Origin of the sequence: Rhizobium sp. SEMIA4064, from assembly GCF_003025035.1 — a bacterium.
Lineage (GTDB): Bacteria > Pseudomonadota > Alphaproteobacteria > Rhizobiales > Rhizobiaceae > Rhizobium > Rhizobium paranaense.
Map to the genome: position 1 here is coordinate 20,452 of NZ_PYJN01000001.1, position 14,599 is coordinate 35,050.

Consider the following 14,599-nt stretch of genomic DNA (forward strand, 5'->3'; position numbering starts at 1 on the left):
CCGCTGCACACTTTTGCGCGACATCTCTTAAAAGTCACGCTCACAAACAAAATCGGGCCGCATAAAAGCGACCCGATCGGTTTCTTTCGACTTGCCTCACTCTGGAGTGAGGATAAATCCGGCTAAGGATTACGTGTTCATCGAGTCGAAGAAGTCCGGATTGTTCTTCGTCTGCTTCAACTTGTCGATGAGGAATTCGATCGCATCGGTCGTACCCATCGGTGCAAGGATACGGCGGAGAACGAAAATCTTCTGGAGATCCTGGCGCGGCACGAGCAGGTCTTCCTTACGAGTGCCGGACTTGAGAATATCCATGGCCGGGAAGATGCGCTTATCGGCAACCTTACGGTCAAGAACGATTTCCGAGTTACCAGTGCCCTTGAACTCTTCGAAGATCACTTCATCCATGCGGCTGCCGGTATCGATCAGCGCGGTCGCGATGATGGTCAGCGAACCACCTTCTTCGATATTACGCGCGGCACCGAAGAAGCGCTTCGGACGCTGCAAGGCGTTGGCGTCGACACCACCAGTCAGAACCTTACCGGAGGAAGGAACGACGGTGTTGTAGGCGCGGCCGAGGCGGGTGATCGAATCGAGCAGGATAACAACGTCACGGCCATGCTCGACTAGGCGCTTGGCCTTTTCGATGACCATCTCGGCAACCTGTACGTGGCGAACGGCCGGTTCATCGAAGGTCGAGGAAATGACCTCGCCGCGCACCGAACGCTGCATATCCGTCACTTCTTCCGGACGTTCGTCGATCAGCAGAACGATCAGATAGCAGTCCGGGTGATTGGCGGTGATCGAATGGGCAATGTTCTGCAGCAGCACTGTCTTACCGGTACGCGGCGGCGCCACGATCAGACCGCGTTGGCCCTTGCCGAGCGGCGCTACGAGATCGATGACGCGCGGCGACAGGTCCTTGGAGGTCGGAACGTCGAGTTCCATACGGAAGCGTTCATTCGGATAAAGCGGCGTCAGATTGTCGAAATGGACTTTGTGACGAATCTTTTCCGGATCGTCAAAATTGATGGTGTTGACCTTCAACAGCGCGAAATAACGCTCGCCTTCCTTCGGTCCGCGGATCGGCCCCTCGACCGTATCGCCCGTCTTCAGCGAGAAACGGCGGATCTGCGACGGGGAGATATAGATATCGTCCGGACCCGGCAGATAATTGGCATTGGCAGAACGCAGGAAACCAAATCCGTCCTGCAGAACCTCGACAACGCCTTCGCCGATAATTTCCACGTCCTGGCTGGCAAGCACCTTCAGAATGGCAAACATCAATTCCTGTTTGCGCATCGTGCTTGCATTTTCGACCTCGAGCGATTCGGCAAAGGCCAGGAGATCGGTCGGGGATTTATTCTTAAGTTCTTGAAGCTTCATTTCAGCCATGAAGGGATTTACTCTGTTTTAGAAAGGGGAAAGGCAATGTTGGTCGTATTCAGAACCGCGATGAGGGTGTTCGCGGGCGACAGAACTGATACATGCCACGAAGAAGAGATGGCGGGAAAATAGCGATTCACTTTGTGCCCCGCAAGGGGGGCTGACAAAATGAAAGAAATTTAACGTCAGTGCTAAGTTTTGCTTCTTATTTCATGCAAACGGCTTCACCACGACGAGAATGACGATCAGGATCATCAACACCGTCGGCGCCTCGTTCATGAACCGCCAGTAGCGGGCCGAATGACGGTTTTCATCGCGCGCAAAGGCTCGAACGGCGCGGCTGAAGAACATATGGACACCCGTCAGCAGCACGACCAGGCCGATCTTGGCATGCAGCCATCCGCCGTGGAAATCATAGACCGACCAGGCGAGATAGAGCCCGAAAATCCAGGTCAGCATCATTGCCGGCGTCATGATCACCCGCAATAGCCGCCGCTCCATCACCTTGAAGGTCTCAGACTGCTGCGAGCCGGGCTCGGCGTCGGTGTGATAGATGAAAAGCCGCGGCATATAGAAGAGCCCGGCCATCCACGAGATCACAGCGATGATATGGAACGCCTTGATCCAGAGGTAGAGATTGTCCGGATGCCAGGCAAACAGGCCAATCGCCAACGCTGCGAATAGGAGGATCATGAAATAGGCGCGCCGGCTGGCGTAGGCGCCTGGACGAGGGTCTATCTGCTTTTCCGCGTTCACCTCGTCACCCCTTCCATGCACGCACATGCTCGACCAGAGCGGTGACGTGAGATGGATCGGCCTGAGGGGTAATGCCATGGCCAAGATTGAAGATCAGCGGACCATGGCCGAGATGCTGCAGGACGTCGTCAATTCCATCCCTGAGGGCCTTGCCGCCGGCAACGACACGCATCGGATCGAGATTGCCCTGCACCGGTCCTTCCTGCTGCAGTTCCTTGGCAAAGGCGAGCGGCACGGACCAGTCGAGACCGATTGCATCGGCCCCCGTCTTCTGCCGGTAGGTCTTCAACATATATCCAGCGCCCTTGGCAAAGGCGATGACCTTTGCTTTCGGCCTCTGTGCCTTGACCGAAGCGATGATTCTGGCAACCGGCTTGACCGCAAAAGCCTCAAACTCCTTTTCGCCGAGAACGCCAGCCCAGGAATCAAAGATCTGCACGGCATCGGCACCGGCATCAATCTGCGCCAAGAGATAGTCGGCGGAAATATCGGCAAGCAGCATCAACAGATGCTCGAATGCCTTTGGATGCCGATAGGCGAAAAGCCGAGCAGGGGCCTGATCCGAAGTGCCGTGGCCAGCGATCATATAGGTCGCAACCGTCCAGGGTGCTCCACAAAATCCGAGCAGCGTCGTTTCCTCAGGCAGCTCGCTGCGCAGCCGCCGCACCGTCTCCATGACCGGGGCCAGATAATCGACCACGCCACCGCCCTTCAGCGCCTGAATGCCGGCTTCATCAATGGGATCCATCTCCGGGCCATGCCCTTCGGTATAACGGACATTGCGCTTCAGCGCGTCGGGGATCACCAGGATATCGGAAAACAGGATCGCAGCATCAAAGCCATATCGCCGGATCGGCTGCATGGTCACTTCGACCGCATGCTCCGGGCTATAACAGAGTTCGAGAAAGCTTCCGGCCTTTGCCCGTGTCTCTCTATATTCCGGAAGATAGCGGCCAGCTTGGCGCATTAGCCAGAGAGGGGGAGGGGTCAGCGTTTCTCCACCCAGCACCCTCATAATCTTCCGGCGTTCATCGCTCACAGACATCACCCCATATAAAACCAAACATATATCTAAGGTTTCTATTTCTTAGAGTCGGTGACTATCAAGGATTAAAATCCATCCACGACTGATCCAAAATGTCGCGCATCCGTCAATATCCGGCAAAGAGTTCAGCATAAGTGCTGGATATGTGGAAAAGCGAAACGTTACGGCAATCTTTTGAAGGACTTGGCTCCTATTTCATTTCAGTCCAGACTGGGGATAAAGTGGGGAGCCTTGCTAACGAATGCAAATTATCCACATTGCCCACAAACCCAAAGAAGCGCCCTCGTCAAAATTCGAAATGTGGAAAAGTCGGCGGTTTTCCACTTGCCCCAGAGCGGTCGGTTCCCGTACCTCTCTTCTCTCCCGAGATATCAACAGGTGATGGAAAGTAGCGTGGAAAACCGGACAAGCTTCTTTCATCTGCATCTGATTTCTGACTCAACGGGCGAGACTCTGATTTCCGCCGGCCGCGCCGCCTCGGTGCAATTCCATGCCAGCCAGCCGCTCGAACATGTTTATCCGCTGATCCGGAATCGCAAACAGCTCCTGCCGGTTCTGGAAGCGATCGACCACAGTCCGGGTATTGTCCTTTATACGATCGTTGACCGCGAGCTTGCCGATTTCATCGACGAGCGCTGCCGCGAAATGGGCGTGCCCTGCGTCAATGTCCTTGAACCAGTCATGAATGTCTTTCAGACCTACCTCGGCACGGCGTCGCGCCGCCGGGTCGGCGCCCAGCATGTCATGAATGCCGATTACTTCGCGCGCATCGAAGCGTTGAACTTCACGATGGATCACGACGATGGGCAGATGCAGGATGACTATAATGATGCCGATGTCGTCCTCGTCGGCATCAGCCGGACATCGAAGACGCCGACCAGCATCTATCTTGCCAACAGAGGCATCAAGACGGCCAACATTCCCATCGTCCATGGCGTGCCGTTGCCCGAAAGTTTGATCCGGGCGACGAAGCCGCTGATCGTCGGGCTGGTGGCGACCACCGACCGGATATCGCAGGTTCGCGAAAATCGTATCCTCGGTGCAACAGCCGGTTTTGATCGCGGTGACTATATCGATCGCGCGACCATCTCCGAGGAGCTGAAATATGCCCGCTCGCTCTGTGCCCGGCACAATTGGCCGGTCATCGACGTCACTCGCCGCTCGATCGAAGAGACCGCCGCCGCCATTGTTGCCCTGCGCCCGAAGCTGCGCTAAGCGCTGAATTCCATGATTTCCGAGGTTCGTTTGATATGACAGCGCCGCTCATCCTTGCTTCTTCCAGCCCATTCCGGTGGATGCTGATGCAAAATGCCGGCCTGCATTTCCAGGCGATCGCGGCTAATATCGATGAACGTGCGATCGAAGCACCGCTGGAGCAGGATGGCGCCGGGCCGGATGCCGTGGCACTGGTGCTCGCCAAGGCCAAGGCGAAAGAGGTGAGCGATCGTTTCCCCGACTCGCTCGTCATCGGTTCAGATCAGACAATGTCGCTTGGCGATGAAGTCTTCCACAAACCGAAGACGATGGCGGATGCGGAAAACCATCTGCGAACGCTATCCGGCAAGACCCATCGTCTGAACAGTGCCATCGCACTGGCGCGCAATGGCGACATCATCTGGGAACATGTGTCCCACGCCGAATTGACCATGCGCGATCTCTCATCCGATTTTATCCATCGCCATCTGAGCCGTGTCGGCGACAAGGCGCTGTCGAGCGTCGGTGCCTATCAGCTCGAGGCGGAGGGGATACAGCTTTTCTCGAAAATCGACGGCGATTATTTTACCATCGTCGGGTTGCCGATGCTGCCGCTCCTTCAGCAGCTTCGCGAACTGGGAGTGATTGATGGGTGATTCACGTGAAACATTCGGCCCCAACGCCTTCGTTACGGGCTTTCCCGTCAAGCATTCCCGCTCACCCTTGATCCATGGCCATTGGCTGCGCGCGCTCGATCTTGCAGGCAGCTATCGCGCCCATGAAGTCTCGCCGGATGATTTTCCGGCCTTCATTGCTTCATTGAAAGATGGCTCAAGCGGCTTCGTCGGCGGTAACGTGACGATCCCGCACAAGGAGACGGCATTTAAGCTGGCGGACCGGCCGGATGAGTTGTCTGAAGAGCTCGGGGCTTCGAACACACTCTGGCTTCAGGACGGATTGCTGCATGCGACGAACACGGATGGCCGCGGTTTCACGGCCAATCTGGATGAGCGCCATCCCGGTTGGGATCGTACCGACCGCGTGGTGATCATGGGTGCCGGCGGCGCCAGCCGGGCCATCATCCAGGCGGTGCGCAATCGTGGTATTGGGGAAATTCATGTCGTCAACCGCACTGTCGAGCGGGCGCGGGAACTGGCGGGTCGGTTCGGCGAGCGTGTGCATGCCCATCCGATGGCAGCGCTGAACGAGGTGATGCGAGGTGCCGGCCTCCTCGTCAACACGACCTCGCTTGGCATGGATGGCGAGGCGGCACCACAGATCGATTTTTCGCCGCTTGCTGAAAATGCCGTCGTCACCGACATTGTGTATGTGCCGCTGAAAACGCCGCTGTTGACTCAGGCAGAAGAACAGGGCTTCGCCATTGTCGATGGCCTTGGCATGTTGTTGCACCAAGCTGTGCCGGGTTTCGAAAAATGGTTCGGCAAGCGTCCGGTGGTGGATGAGGCGCTGCGGGCACTGATCATCGCCGATATGGACAAACATTGATGATCCGCGTTGGCCTCACCGGATCGATCGGCATGGGAAAATCGACGTCGGGAAAACTCTTCGCCGAAGCCGGCATCCCTGTGAATGATGCCGACGCCGTGGTGCATGATCTCTATAGCGGCGAAGCCGTGCCCCTGGTCGAAGCCGCTTTTCCCGGAACGACGAAAGATGGAGCTGTTGACCGCCAGGAACTTGGCCGCAAACTCGCCTCCGATCCATCCGGTTTTAAGCGACTGGAAGCCATCGTCCATCCGCTGGTGCGGCAGCGCGAGCGGGAGTTTTTGGATGAACAGACTGCCGCCGGCGCCGATATCGTCGTGCTCGACATCCCCCTGCTGTTCGAGACCGGCGCCGACGAAAGGGTGGACAAGATCGTCGTCGTCAGTTGCGATCCGCAGATTCAACGGGAAAGAGTGCTTGCCAGGCCGGGCATGACTGAGGAAAAATTCAACATGATTCTCTCCCGCCAGACGCCGGATGCGGAGAAGCGGGCACGGGCCGATTATATCATCGACACCGGCGGCAGCATCGATGCGGCGCGGAAGCAGATAAAAGACATCATAGCCGATCTGCGGCAGCGGCCGGCAGACAATGGATCGACAGGCGGAGAGCCCTGATATGCGTGAAATCATTTTCGATACGGAAACGACCGGCCTCGATAATAGAGCCGACCGTGTCATCGAAATCGGCGGTATCGAACTCTTCAATCACTTCCCGACCGGCAAGACCATCCATATCTATATCAATCCCGGCGACCGCAAGGTCCATCCGGACGCGCTTGCCGTGCACGGCATTACCGACGAATTCCTGAAGGACAAGCCGTCCTTTGCCGATGTTGCCGACGAGATTCTTGCCTTTTTCGGCGAAGCGAAGTGGATCGCCCACAATGCGACGTTCGACATGGGCTTCGTCAATGCCGAATTCGCACGGCTTGGCCGTCCGCCGATCCTGCCCGACATGGTGACCGATACGCTTGCCATGGCTAGGCGCAAACATCCGATGGGGCCGAACTCGCTGGATGCACTTTGCCGTCGCTACGGCATCGACAATTCCCACCGCACCAAACACGGCGCGCTTCTCGACTCCGAATTGCTGGCTGAAGTCTACATCGAGATGATCGGTGGCCGGCAGACGGCCCTTGGTCTCGGCAGCATCAATGGTTCATCTGCACGGTCCCGGCAGGCCGACGATATCGAAGAGATCGCTGCGGATATCCTGGTGCGACCGAAGCCTCTGGCAAGCAGATTGAGCGAGGCCGAGCTGGAAGATCACGCCGCGCTGATCGCCAAGATGGGCGAAAAGGGCATCTGGTCGAAATACCGCACCGTGAATTGAAGACATAGTCCAAGCTCCAAAAGAAAATGCCCGGATCGAAATCCGGGCATTTTTGTTTCCATCGATGGAAAAAATCGAAGGCTTAGTTCGGAACTGCTTCGACCTGGGCGCGGGCCTGTTCTTCCGCAACGCGCTGGGTGAACATCTGCGCGAAATCGATCGGGTCGATCATCAGCGGCGGGAAACCGCCATTGCGGGTGACGTCGGCGATGATCTGACGGGCGAAGGGGAACAGCAGGCGCGGGCACTCGATGAAGAGCAGCGGCAGCATGTGTTCCTGCGGGAAACCGGTGACGCGGAAGACGCCGCCATAGACCAGCTCGGTGTGGAAGAGAACGCGGTCGCCATCCTTGGCTTCGGCATTCAGCGTCAGCACGACGTCGAAATCCGATTCCGACAGCGGGTTGGCGTTGACGTTGACATTGATGTTGATATCGGGGGCGTTTTCCCGGGCCTGCAGCGAGCGCGGAGCACCAGGATTTTCGAAGGAAAGATCCTTGGTGTATTGAGCAAGGATGGAAAGGCTCGGGCTGGCTGCGCCGTTACCGCTGTTCTCGTTGGCCATGGGGGTTTCCTCTGACGTCAATGGGTGTCGCCATCTAGCATTTCGAATAAGGGCTTACAACCCTTGAGGCTTTGGCCGTCCTTGGCCGCTTTGCCTACTCTTCAAGGCGCTTTTTGTCAGACCAGGGCGAGTTGCGATTGGGCTCGCGATGAAAATCGGTTTCGTCCAGATCGACGACATTCCCGGGTCCGCGCGGCCGGGTTTGAGGGCCGGGACCTGAGTTCGGGCCTTGTCCGGCGCCACGTCTGAAGGCGCGCGAGCTGCCCAGAACGACGATGCGCTTCCGCAGAACCTTCCAGGCGAGCTCACGGATCGCCGGAATGAAGAGCAGCAAACCGATAATATCAGAAATGAAGCCAGGCAGCATCAGCAGGAATGCGGCAACGACGATCATAGCGCCATGCACCATCTCGCGTCCCGGATCACCGCCATTGCGGCTCTCGGCGGAAATGCGCTGCAGGATACCGATGCCCTGGATTCTAAGGAGAGCAGCACCTAAGAGGGCGCTAAGGATCACGAGGCCCAATGTCGCCCAGACGCCGACCATCTTGCCGACGATGACGAATCCGGCGATTTCCGCAAGCGGCATCAGAAAGACGAGGATAGGAACGAGGGATATGCGCATGTTAACGTATCCTGGAAGCGGTCTTATACGCTTAGCGTTAGTCTATCGCGTATAATAAAGATACCGGTCCGCTATTTGAATGATAGATCGATGCGGACTATATGGGGATTGAAACTCTTAATTTTAACGGCGGTTCCGATACGAGATGGGTGCAAACGACTTTGTGACGATCTTTTTCCTGGTGGCAGCGGTGCTGATCTTCTTTCAGCTCCGGAGCGTCCTTGGCCGCCGCACGGGGAATGAGAAGCCGCCGCGCGATCTCTATGGTTCTCCCGATTCTGCTACGGGTCCGACCGTACCGGATGCCGGCAAGGTGGTGACCCTGCCGCGACGCGATGCGACAGAGGATGAGGATCGCTTTGCTGCCATCGACGCCTTCACGGCAGCAGGCACGCCGCTCAACGATTCGCTGCGCGAACTGAGCAAGGCCGATCCCAACTTCAATCCGAAGGAATTCGTCAACGGCGCCCGCATGGCCTACGAGATGATCGTCATGGCCTTTGCCGATGGTGATCGCAAGGCGCTGAAGGGCCTGTTGTCGCGCGAGGTCTATGAAGGCTTCGATGCCGCCATTACCGAGCGCGAAACCAGGGGCGAAAAGGTGAAGTCTACCTTTGTCGGCATTGATAAGGCCGATATCCTCAGCGCCGAGATGAAGGGCACGGAAGCCTTTGTGACGATGCGCATCGTCAGCCAGATGATTTCGGCGACCTATGACAAGGCCGGCACGCTGATCGACGGCGATGCCGAAGCCGTTGCCGAGATCAGCGATCTCTGGACCTTTGCCCGCGACAGCCGTTCGCGTGATCCGAACTGGAAACTCGTGGCGACCGAATCCGAACAATGACGACCCCATCGCAGGATTTCAGGCTTGAGCCGGCAACCTTCGCCGATCTGAAGGGCTGGAAGGATGACGATCCTTCCGGCCTTTTTCGCGCCATGGAAGACTGTCGAGCCCATATCAGAGATGTAAAGCCCTATCGCACCGGCGCAGCCGGGCTGACCGCAAATGACCTTCTGGCCCTGCTCGACGAGGCCAAGGGTTATGAGCCCAGGGATGCCGCCGAGGCCCGAGCCTTCTTCGAAGAACGCTGCCAGCCCTTCTTCATTCGCCGAGGCGACGGCGCCAGAGGTTTCGTCACTGCTTTCTACGAGCCGGAGATCGCAGTCTCCGCAACGCCGGACGAGACCTATCGCTACCCCTTCTATCGCCGGCCGGACGATCTGATCGACCTCGACGACACCAACCGGCCTACGGATCTCGATCCGTCCTATATGTTCGGCCGCCTCAAGGATGGGATCATCTCCGCTTATCCCGATCGTGGCGAGATCGATCGAGGATATCTGAAGGGCAGGGGCCTGGAGATCGCCTGGGCGAAGTCCGAGGTCGATGTCTTCTTCGTGCATGTCCAGGGAGCGGCGCGATTGCTCTATCCCGATGGGCGGATGGGTCGCATCACCTATGCCGCCAAGGCCGGTCATCCCTTCTCGGCCGTCGGCCGTCTGCTGATCGAGCGCGGCGTGCTCGACAGGACGACGATTTCGATGCAGACGATCCGCGATTGGCTCTATGCCCATCCGCAGGAAGTCGATGAGGTGCTGTGGCACAACAGGTCCTACATCTTCTTTCGTGAGGCCGATGTCAGCGATGCCTCGCTCGGTCCGATCGCAGCGGCGAAGGTGCCGCTGGTTGCCGGCCGCTCGCTGGCGGTCGACCGGTTGATCCACACCTTTGGCTTTCCCTTCTTCATCCAGTCGGAAAGCCTGACCCATCTCGATGGCGGCAAGCCTTTTGGGCGGCTGATGCTGGCGCTCGATACCGGCTCGGCGATCGTTGGCCCGGCGCGTGGGGATATCTTTACCGGTTCCGGCTACGATGCCGGAGAGCTTGCCGGCACCGTGCGCAATGATGCGGATTTTTATATATTGGTTCCGAAGGCGGCAGCTCAGAGGTTCGGCTGATGGCTTCAGAACGACAGACCAAGGAACGAAAGCTCAGTACGGACGAACGCATCCTCTGGGGCAAGGTGGCGAAAAGCACCCGGCCGATGCCGGAACGGCTCGCCGATATCGAAGCTTTCGACGAGGTTCTGGCGGCGGAGGCACAGGCCGAAGAGACCGCACGCGCCGCGAAGGCGACGGTCTCTGCCGATCCGCAAACTGCGCCGGTACCAGCCAAACAACCCTCCGGCACGCATCATCCGCTGGAACGCCCGGTCAAGCGCAAGATCGCCAAGGGCCGGCTGGCGCTGGAAGCACGGATCGACCTTCACGGGCTGATCCAGAGCGAGGCGCACGCCATGCTCCTCGATTTTCTGCTGCGGGCGCATCAGCGCGGCCTTCGCCATGTGCTTGTCATCACTGGCAAGGGCAGCTCCATGGGCAGCGAGGGCGCCTTGAAGCGTGCCGTGCCGATGTGGTTTTCCAAGCCGGAATTCCGGTTCCTGATTTCGTCCTATGAGACGGCGGCGCAGCATCATGGCGGTGATGGCGCTCTCTATATCCGCCTGTCGCGGCTGAAGGGGGAGAGGCTGTGACCCCCTTCGGCGAAGCGGTGAGAAAACTCAGGGCGCGCAAGGGTGTCTCGCAGAAGGAAATGGCCGCGGCCTTGAATGTGACTCCGGCTTATTTATCCGCCTTAGAACATGGAAAGCGCGGTACGCCGACCTTCGATCTGCTGCAGCGTATCGCCGGATACTTCAACATCATCTGGGATGAGGCCGAGGAATTGTTCCTGCTGGCGCGCTTTTCCGACCCGCGCGTCGTCGTCGATACCTCTGGCCTGGCGCCCGAATATACGGCCTTTGTCAATCGGTTGGCAGGCCAGATTCGCGGTCTCGATGCAGCAACGATCAGGGAGCTGTCCCAGCTTCTCGAAAATGCCGGTAAAAGCGGCTGAAAACCGCCTTAATCCCCTGCTTTATGCCTGATATGAGGGGCCTTCCATTTGGAAGTTCGGGGCGAAACATCCTATATTCAGGGAAAGAAAAACCGCTGATTCGGCAGTGATCGGCAGGGTTCTCTAAAACACTGGAAAGACTTCAATAAATGACCGACACATCCGTAACCGAAAACGGCGGCAATGCCGAGTATGGCGCAGATTCCATCAAGGTTCTGAAGGGCCTTGATGCGGTGCGCAAGCGCCCCGGCATGTACATCGGCGACACGGATGACGGCTCGGGCCTGCATCACATGGTTTATGAGGTGGTCGACAACGCCATCGACGAGGCGCTGGCCGGTCATGCCGACATCGTCACGGTGGCGCTGAATCCCGATGGTTCGGTGACCGTCACCGACAACGGTCGTGGCATCCCGACGGACATCCACACCGGCGAAGGTGTTTCCGCGGCCGAAGTCATCATGACCCAGCTCCACGCCGGCGGTAAGTTCGACCAGAACTCCTATAAGGTTTCCGGCGGTCTGCATGGCGTCGGCGTCTCCGTCGTCAACGCGCTGTCCGTCTGGCTGAAACTGAAGATCCGCCGCCAGGGCAAGATCCATGAAATGAGCTTCACCCACGGCGTCGCCGATGCGCCGCTCAGGGAGACCGGCGATGCCGGCAACGAGACGGGCACGGAAGTTAGCTTCATGCCGAGTTCGCTGACCTTCACGATGACGGAATTCGACTACGCGACCTTGGAGCATCGCCTGCGCGAACTGGCGTTCCTGAATTCCGGCGTCCGTATTCTCCTGACCGACAAGCGGCATTCGGACATCAGGCAGGAAGAAATGATCTACGACGGTGGCCTCGAAGCTTTCGTCTCTTATCTCGATCGCGCCAAGAAGCCGCTGGTCGACAAGCCGGTTTCCATCCGCGGCGAAAAGGATGGCATCACCGTCGAAGTGGCGATGTGGTGGAACGACAGCTACCACGAAAACGTGCTCTGCTTCACCAACAACATCCCGCAGCGCGATGGCGGCACGCATATGGCCGGCTTCCGTGGCGCGCTGACGCGCCAGATCACCTCCTATGCCGACACTTCCGGCATCACCAAGAAGGAAAAGGTGACGCTGACGGGTGATGATTGCCGCGAAGGCCTAACGGCGGTGCTTTCGGTAAAGGTTCCGGACCCGAAATTTTCCTCGCAGACCAAGGACAAGCTGGTGTCGTCGGAAGTGCGTCCGGTGGTCGAAAGCCTCGTCAACGAAGCGCTGAGCACCTGGCTTGAAGAACATCCGGCCGATGCGAAGGTGCTAGTCGGCAAGGTCGTCGAAGCCGCCGCCGCCCGCGAAGCCGCCCGCAAGGCGCGTGAACTGACCCGGCGCAAGGGCGCTCTCGATATTGCGTCTTTGCCCGGCAAGCTTGCCGACTGCTCCGAACGCGATCCGGCCAAGTCCGAAGTCTTCCTTGTGGAGGGCGATTCGGCAGGCGGTTCGGCCAAGCAGGGCCGTTCGCGCGAAAACCAGGCCATCCTGCCGCTGCGCGGTAAGATCCTCAACGTCGAGCGCGCCCGCTTCGACAAGATGCTGTCGAGCCAGGAAATCGGCACGCTGATCACCGCCCTTGGCACCGGCATCGGCAAGGACGAGTTCAACGCCGACAAGCTGCGCTACCACAAGATCATCATCATGACGGACGCCGACGTCGACGGCGCTCACATTCGCACGCTGCTGCTCACTTTCTTCTTCCGCCAGATGCCCGATCTCATCGAGCGCGGTCATCTCTATATCGCACAGCCGCCGCTCTATAAGGTGACGCGCGGCAAATCCGTGCAATATGTGAAGGATGAGAAGGCGCTGGAAGAATATCTGATCGGCCAGGGTCTCGAGGATGCCAGCCTGCGTCTCGGCACCGGTGAAGTCCGCGCCGGCCAGGATCTGCGCGAGGTCATTGCCGATGCGCTGCGCCTGCGCACGCTGATCGACAATTTGCATTCTCGCTATAACCGCGCCGTCGTCGAACAGGCGGCGATTGCCGGCGCCCTGAATGCCGAGTTGGTCAGCAACCCGGCACGGGCCGAAAGCCTGGTGAATGATGTTGCCAAGCGGCTCGACATCATTGCCGAGGAAACTGAACGCGGTTGGAGCGGTGGTCTCACCAGCGAAGGCGGCTTGCGTTTCGAGCGCATGGTGCGGGGCGTCAAGGAAGTTGTCGTTCTCGACATGGCGCTGATCGGTTCGCAGGACGCACGTCTTATCGATCAGCTCGCTTCGCGCCTCAAGGAGACCTACGACCTGCCGCCGAAGCTCGCTCGTCGCGACGGCGAAACCGAGATTTCCGGTCCGCGCATGCTGCTGGAAACCATCTTCGCCGGCGGCCGCAAGGGTCTTACCATGCAGCGCTACAAGGGTCTCGGCGAGATGAATGCCGAGCAGCTTTGGGAAACGACACTCGATCCGAACGTCCGTTCGCTGCTGCAGGTCAAGGTCACCGATGCGACCGATGCCGACGGTTTGTTTGCCCGGCTCATGGGCGACGAGGTCGAGCCCCGGCGCGAATTTATTCAGGACAACGCACTGAGCGTCGCCAACCTCGATATCTGATCGCTGATTTCAGAAATTAAAAAAGGCCCGCCTGAAACATCGGGCGGGCCTTTGCATTTCAAGATCAACTACTTGGCGATAAAGGTGCCGTTAAAGGCAACTTCGGAAAGCGGCTTGCGATGGTTCGGCACTTCGCGTTCCCTCAGCTTCTCCGGAAGCTGATCCTTGTCGCCAATCTTGCCGATCGCAACGGCAGCCTCGACGCGGAAGCCTTCCGGGATACCAAGAACCTCATAGGATTTCTCGACATGGAAACCACCCATGCCGTGAGCTGCGTAGCCGGCTAGGTGCGCCTGTAGCGCCAAGAAGCCCCAAGCTGTACCAGTGTCGAAGGAGTGGCTGTAGTTGGGCTTCTGTTCGGCCGAGCCGAGTTCGCCGTTATGGGTGCGCGAAACGACGAAAAGCAGCGCTGCGGCGGATTTCGCCCAGCCCTGGTTGAACTCGATCAGCAGATCGAGGAATTTCTCCCAGTTCTCCGAGCCGCGCAGCGCGTAGACGAAGCGCCAGGGCTGCATATTGGAGGCGGACGGCGCCCAATGGGCGGCTTCCAATATGGTCAGGAGATCGGCCTCCGGCATGGTTTCGTTGGAATAGGCACGCGGCGACCAACGGTCGAGAAAGAGCTTGTCGATCGGATATTGCGATTCGCGGGAATTGCTGGACGTCATAAGATTCTTTCCATCTGAGGAAGGCAGTCGCGGAC

Annotated in this window: 16 protein-coding genes; 10 read left to right on the plus strand and 6 right to left on the minus strand. The window is 58.4% G+C overall.

Going from position 1 to position 14,599, the window contains the following annotated elements:
* Nucleotides 1-129: 129 nt before the first annotated feature.
* The 3 genes from rho to hemE all read right to left on the minus strand — a co-directional run bounded on the left by rho (nucleotide 130) and on the right by hemE (nucleotide 3,181).
* Entirely contained in the window at nucleotides 130-1,395 is a 1,266-nt protein-coding gene (gene rho, locus C9E91_RS00090; RefSeq protein WP_004127423.1) for a transcription termination factor Rho, read from the minus strand.
* Nucleotides 1,396-1,596: 201 nt separating this feature from the next.
* Nucleotides 1,597-2,142, minus strand: a complete 546-nt coding sequence (gene hemJ / locus C9E91_RS00095) for a protoporphyrinogen oxidase HemJ (RefSeq protein WP_511458101.1) — start codon at nucleotides 2,140-2,142, stop codon at nucleotides 1,597-1,599.
* 4 nt (nucleotides 2,143-2,146) lie between these two features.
* Complete coding sequence (gene hemE, locus C9E91_RS00100; RefSeq protein WP_107106607.1) at nucleotides 2,147-3,181, minus strand: uroporphyrinogen decarboxylase; 1,035 nt, start codon at nucleotides 3,179-3,181, stop codon at nucleotides 2,147-2,149.
* Nucleotides 3,182-3,580: 399 nt separating this feature from the next.
* Here hemE and C9E91_RS00105 point away from each other — a divergent pair, with 399 nt between their 5' ends.
* The 5 genes from C9E91_RS00105 to dnaQ are packed head-to-tail and all read left to right on the plus strand — an operon-like array spanning nucleotide 3,581 to nucleotide 7,222.
* Complete coding sequence (locus tag C9E91_RS00105; RefSeq protein ID WP_107106371.1) at nucleotides 3,581-4,402, plus strand: pyruvate, water dikinase regulatory protein; 822 nt, start codon at nucleotides 3,581-3,583, stop codon at nucleotides 4,400-4,402.
* 35 nt (nucleotides 4,403-4,437) lie between these two features.
* Nucleotides 4,438-5,037, plus strand: a complete 600-nt coding sequence (locus tag C9E91_RS00110; protein ID WP_107106372.1) for a Maf-like protein — start codon at nucleotides 4,438-4,440, stop codon at nucleotides 5,035-5,037.
* Nucleotides 5,030-5,887, plus strand: coding sequence for a shikimate dehydrogenase (locus C9E91_RS00115; RefSeq protein ID WP_107106373.1), 858 nt, complete (start codon nucleotides 5,030-5,032; stop codon nucleotides 5,885-5,887). Before C9E91_RS00110 ends, C9E91_RS00115 begins: the two co-directional genes overlap by 8 nt.
* Nucleotides 5,887-6,504 carry a dephospho-CoA kinase gene (gene coaE / locus C9E91_RS00120; protein ID WP_107106374.1) on the plus strand — a complete coding sequence of 206 codons (618 nt, stop codon included), beginning with the start codon at nucleotides 5,887-5,889 and terminating at the stop codon, nucleotides 6,502-6,504. The genes C9E91_RS00115 and coaE overlap by 1 nt, the downstream gene beginning before the upstream one ends.
* A 1-nt stretch (nucleotide 6,505) precedes the next feature.
* Nucleotides 6,506-7,222, plus strand: a complete 717-nt coding sequence (dnaQ, locus tag C9E91_RS00125) for a DNA polymerase III subunit epsilon (RefSeq protein ID WP_107106375.1) — start codon at nucleotides 6,506-6,508, stop codon at nucleotides 7,220-7,222.
* An 82-nt stretch (nucleotides 7,223-7,304) separates the two neighbouring features.
* Here dnaQ and secB read toward each other — a convergent pair whose 3' ends face one another.
* Nucleotides 7,305-7,787, minus strand: a complete 483-nt coding sequence (secB, locus tag C9E91_RS00130) for a protein-export chaperone SecB (RefSeq protein ID WP_107106376.1) — start codon at nucleotides 7,785-7,787, stop codon at nucleotides 7,305-7,307.
* Nucleotides 7,788-7,881: 94 nt separating this feature from the next.
* Complete coding sequence (locus tag C9E91_RS00135; protein ID WP_107106377.1) at nucleotides 7,882-8,412, minus strand: FxsA family protein; 531 nt, start codon at nucleotides 8,410-8,412, stop codon at nucleotides 7,882-7,884.
* 145 nt (nucleotides 8,413-8,557) lie between these two features.
* Here C9E91_RS00135 and C9E91_RS00140 point away from each other — a divergent pair, with 145 nt between their 5' ends.
* From C9E91_RS00140 to gyrB, 5 genes are all read left to right on the plus strand, one after another.
* Nucleotides 8,558-9,259, plus strand: a complete 702-nt coding sequence (locus tag C9E91_RS00140) for a Tim44/TimA family putative adaptor protein (RefSeq protein WP_107106378.1) — start codon at nucleotides 8,558-8,560, stop codon at nucleotides 9,257-9,259.
* Nucleotides 9,256-10,374: a murein transglycosylase A gene (gene mltA, locus C9E91_RS00145; protein ID WP_107106379.1), complete on the plus strand. Its 1,119-nt coding sequence runs from the start codon at nucleotides 9,256-9,258 to the stop codon at nucleotides 10,372-10,374. The genes C9E91_RS00140 and mltA overlap by 4 nt, the downstream gene beginning before the upstream one ends.
* The gene (locus C9E91_RS00150) at nucleotides 10,374-10,949 is read left to right on the plus strand and encodes a Smr/MutS family protein (RefSeq protein WP_107106380.1); all 576 of its coding nucleotides are present in this window, start codon (nucleotides 10,374-10,376) and stop codon (nucleotides 10,947-10,949) included. The genes mltA and C9E91_RS00150 overlap by 1 nt, the downstream gene beginning before the upstream one ends.
* On the plus strand, nucleotides 10,946-11,311 hold the full coding sequence (locus C9E91_RS00155) for a helix-turn-helix domain-containing protein (RefSeq protein WP_107106381.1): 366 nt from the start codon (nucleotides 10,946-10,948) through the stop codon (nucleotides 11,309-11,311). Before C9E91_RS00150 ends, C9E91_RS00155 begins: the two co-directional genes overlap by 4 nt.
* Before the next feature lie 149 nt (nucleotides 11,312-11,460).
* On the plus strand, nucleotides 11,461-13,896 hold the full coding sequence (gene gyrB, locus C9E91_RS00160) for a DNA topoisomerase (ATP-hydrolyzing) subunit B (RefSeq protein ID WP_107106382.1): 2,436 nt from the start codon (nucleotides 11,461-11,463) through the stop codon (nucleotides 13,894-13,896).
* A 68-nt stretch (nucleotides 13,897-13,964) separates the two neighbouring features.
* Here the strand turns inward: gyrB and C9E91_RS00165 are convergent, their stop codons facing one another.
* Complete coding sequence (locus C9E91_RS00165; RefSeq protein WP_107106383.1) at nucleotides 13,965-14,564, minus strand: nitroreductase family protein; 600 nt, start codon at nucleotides 14,562-14,564, stop codon at nucleotides 13,965-13,967.
* Between the last annotated feature and the right edge of the window lie 35 nt (nucleotides 14,565-14,599).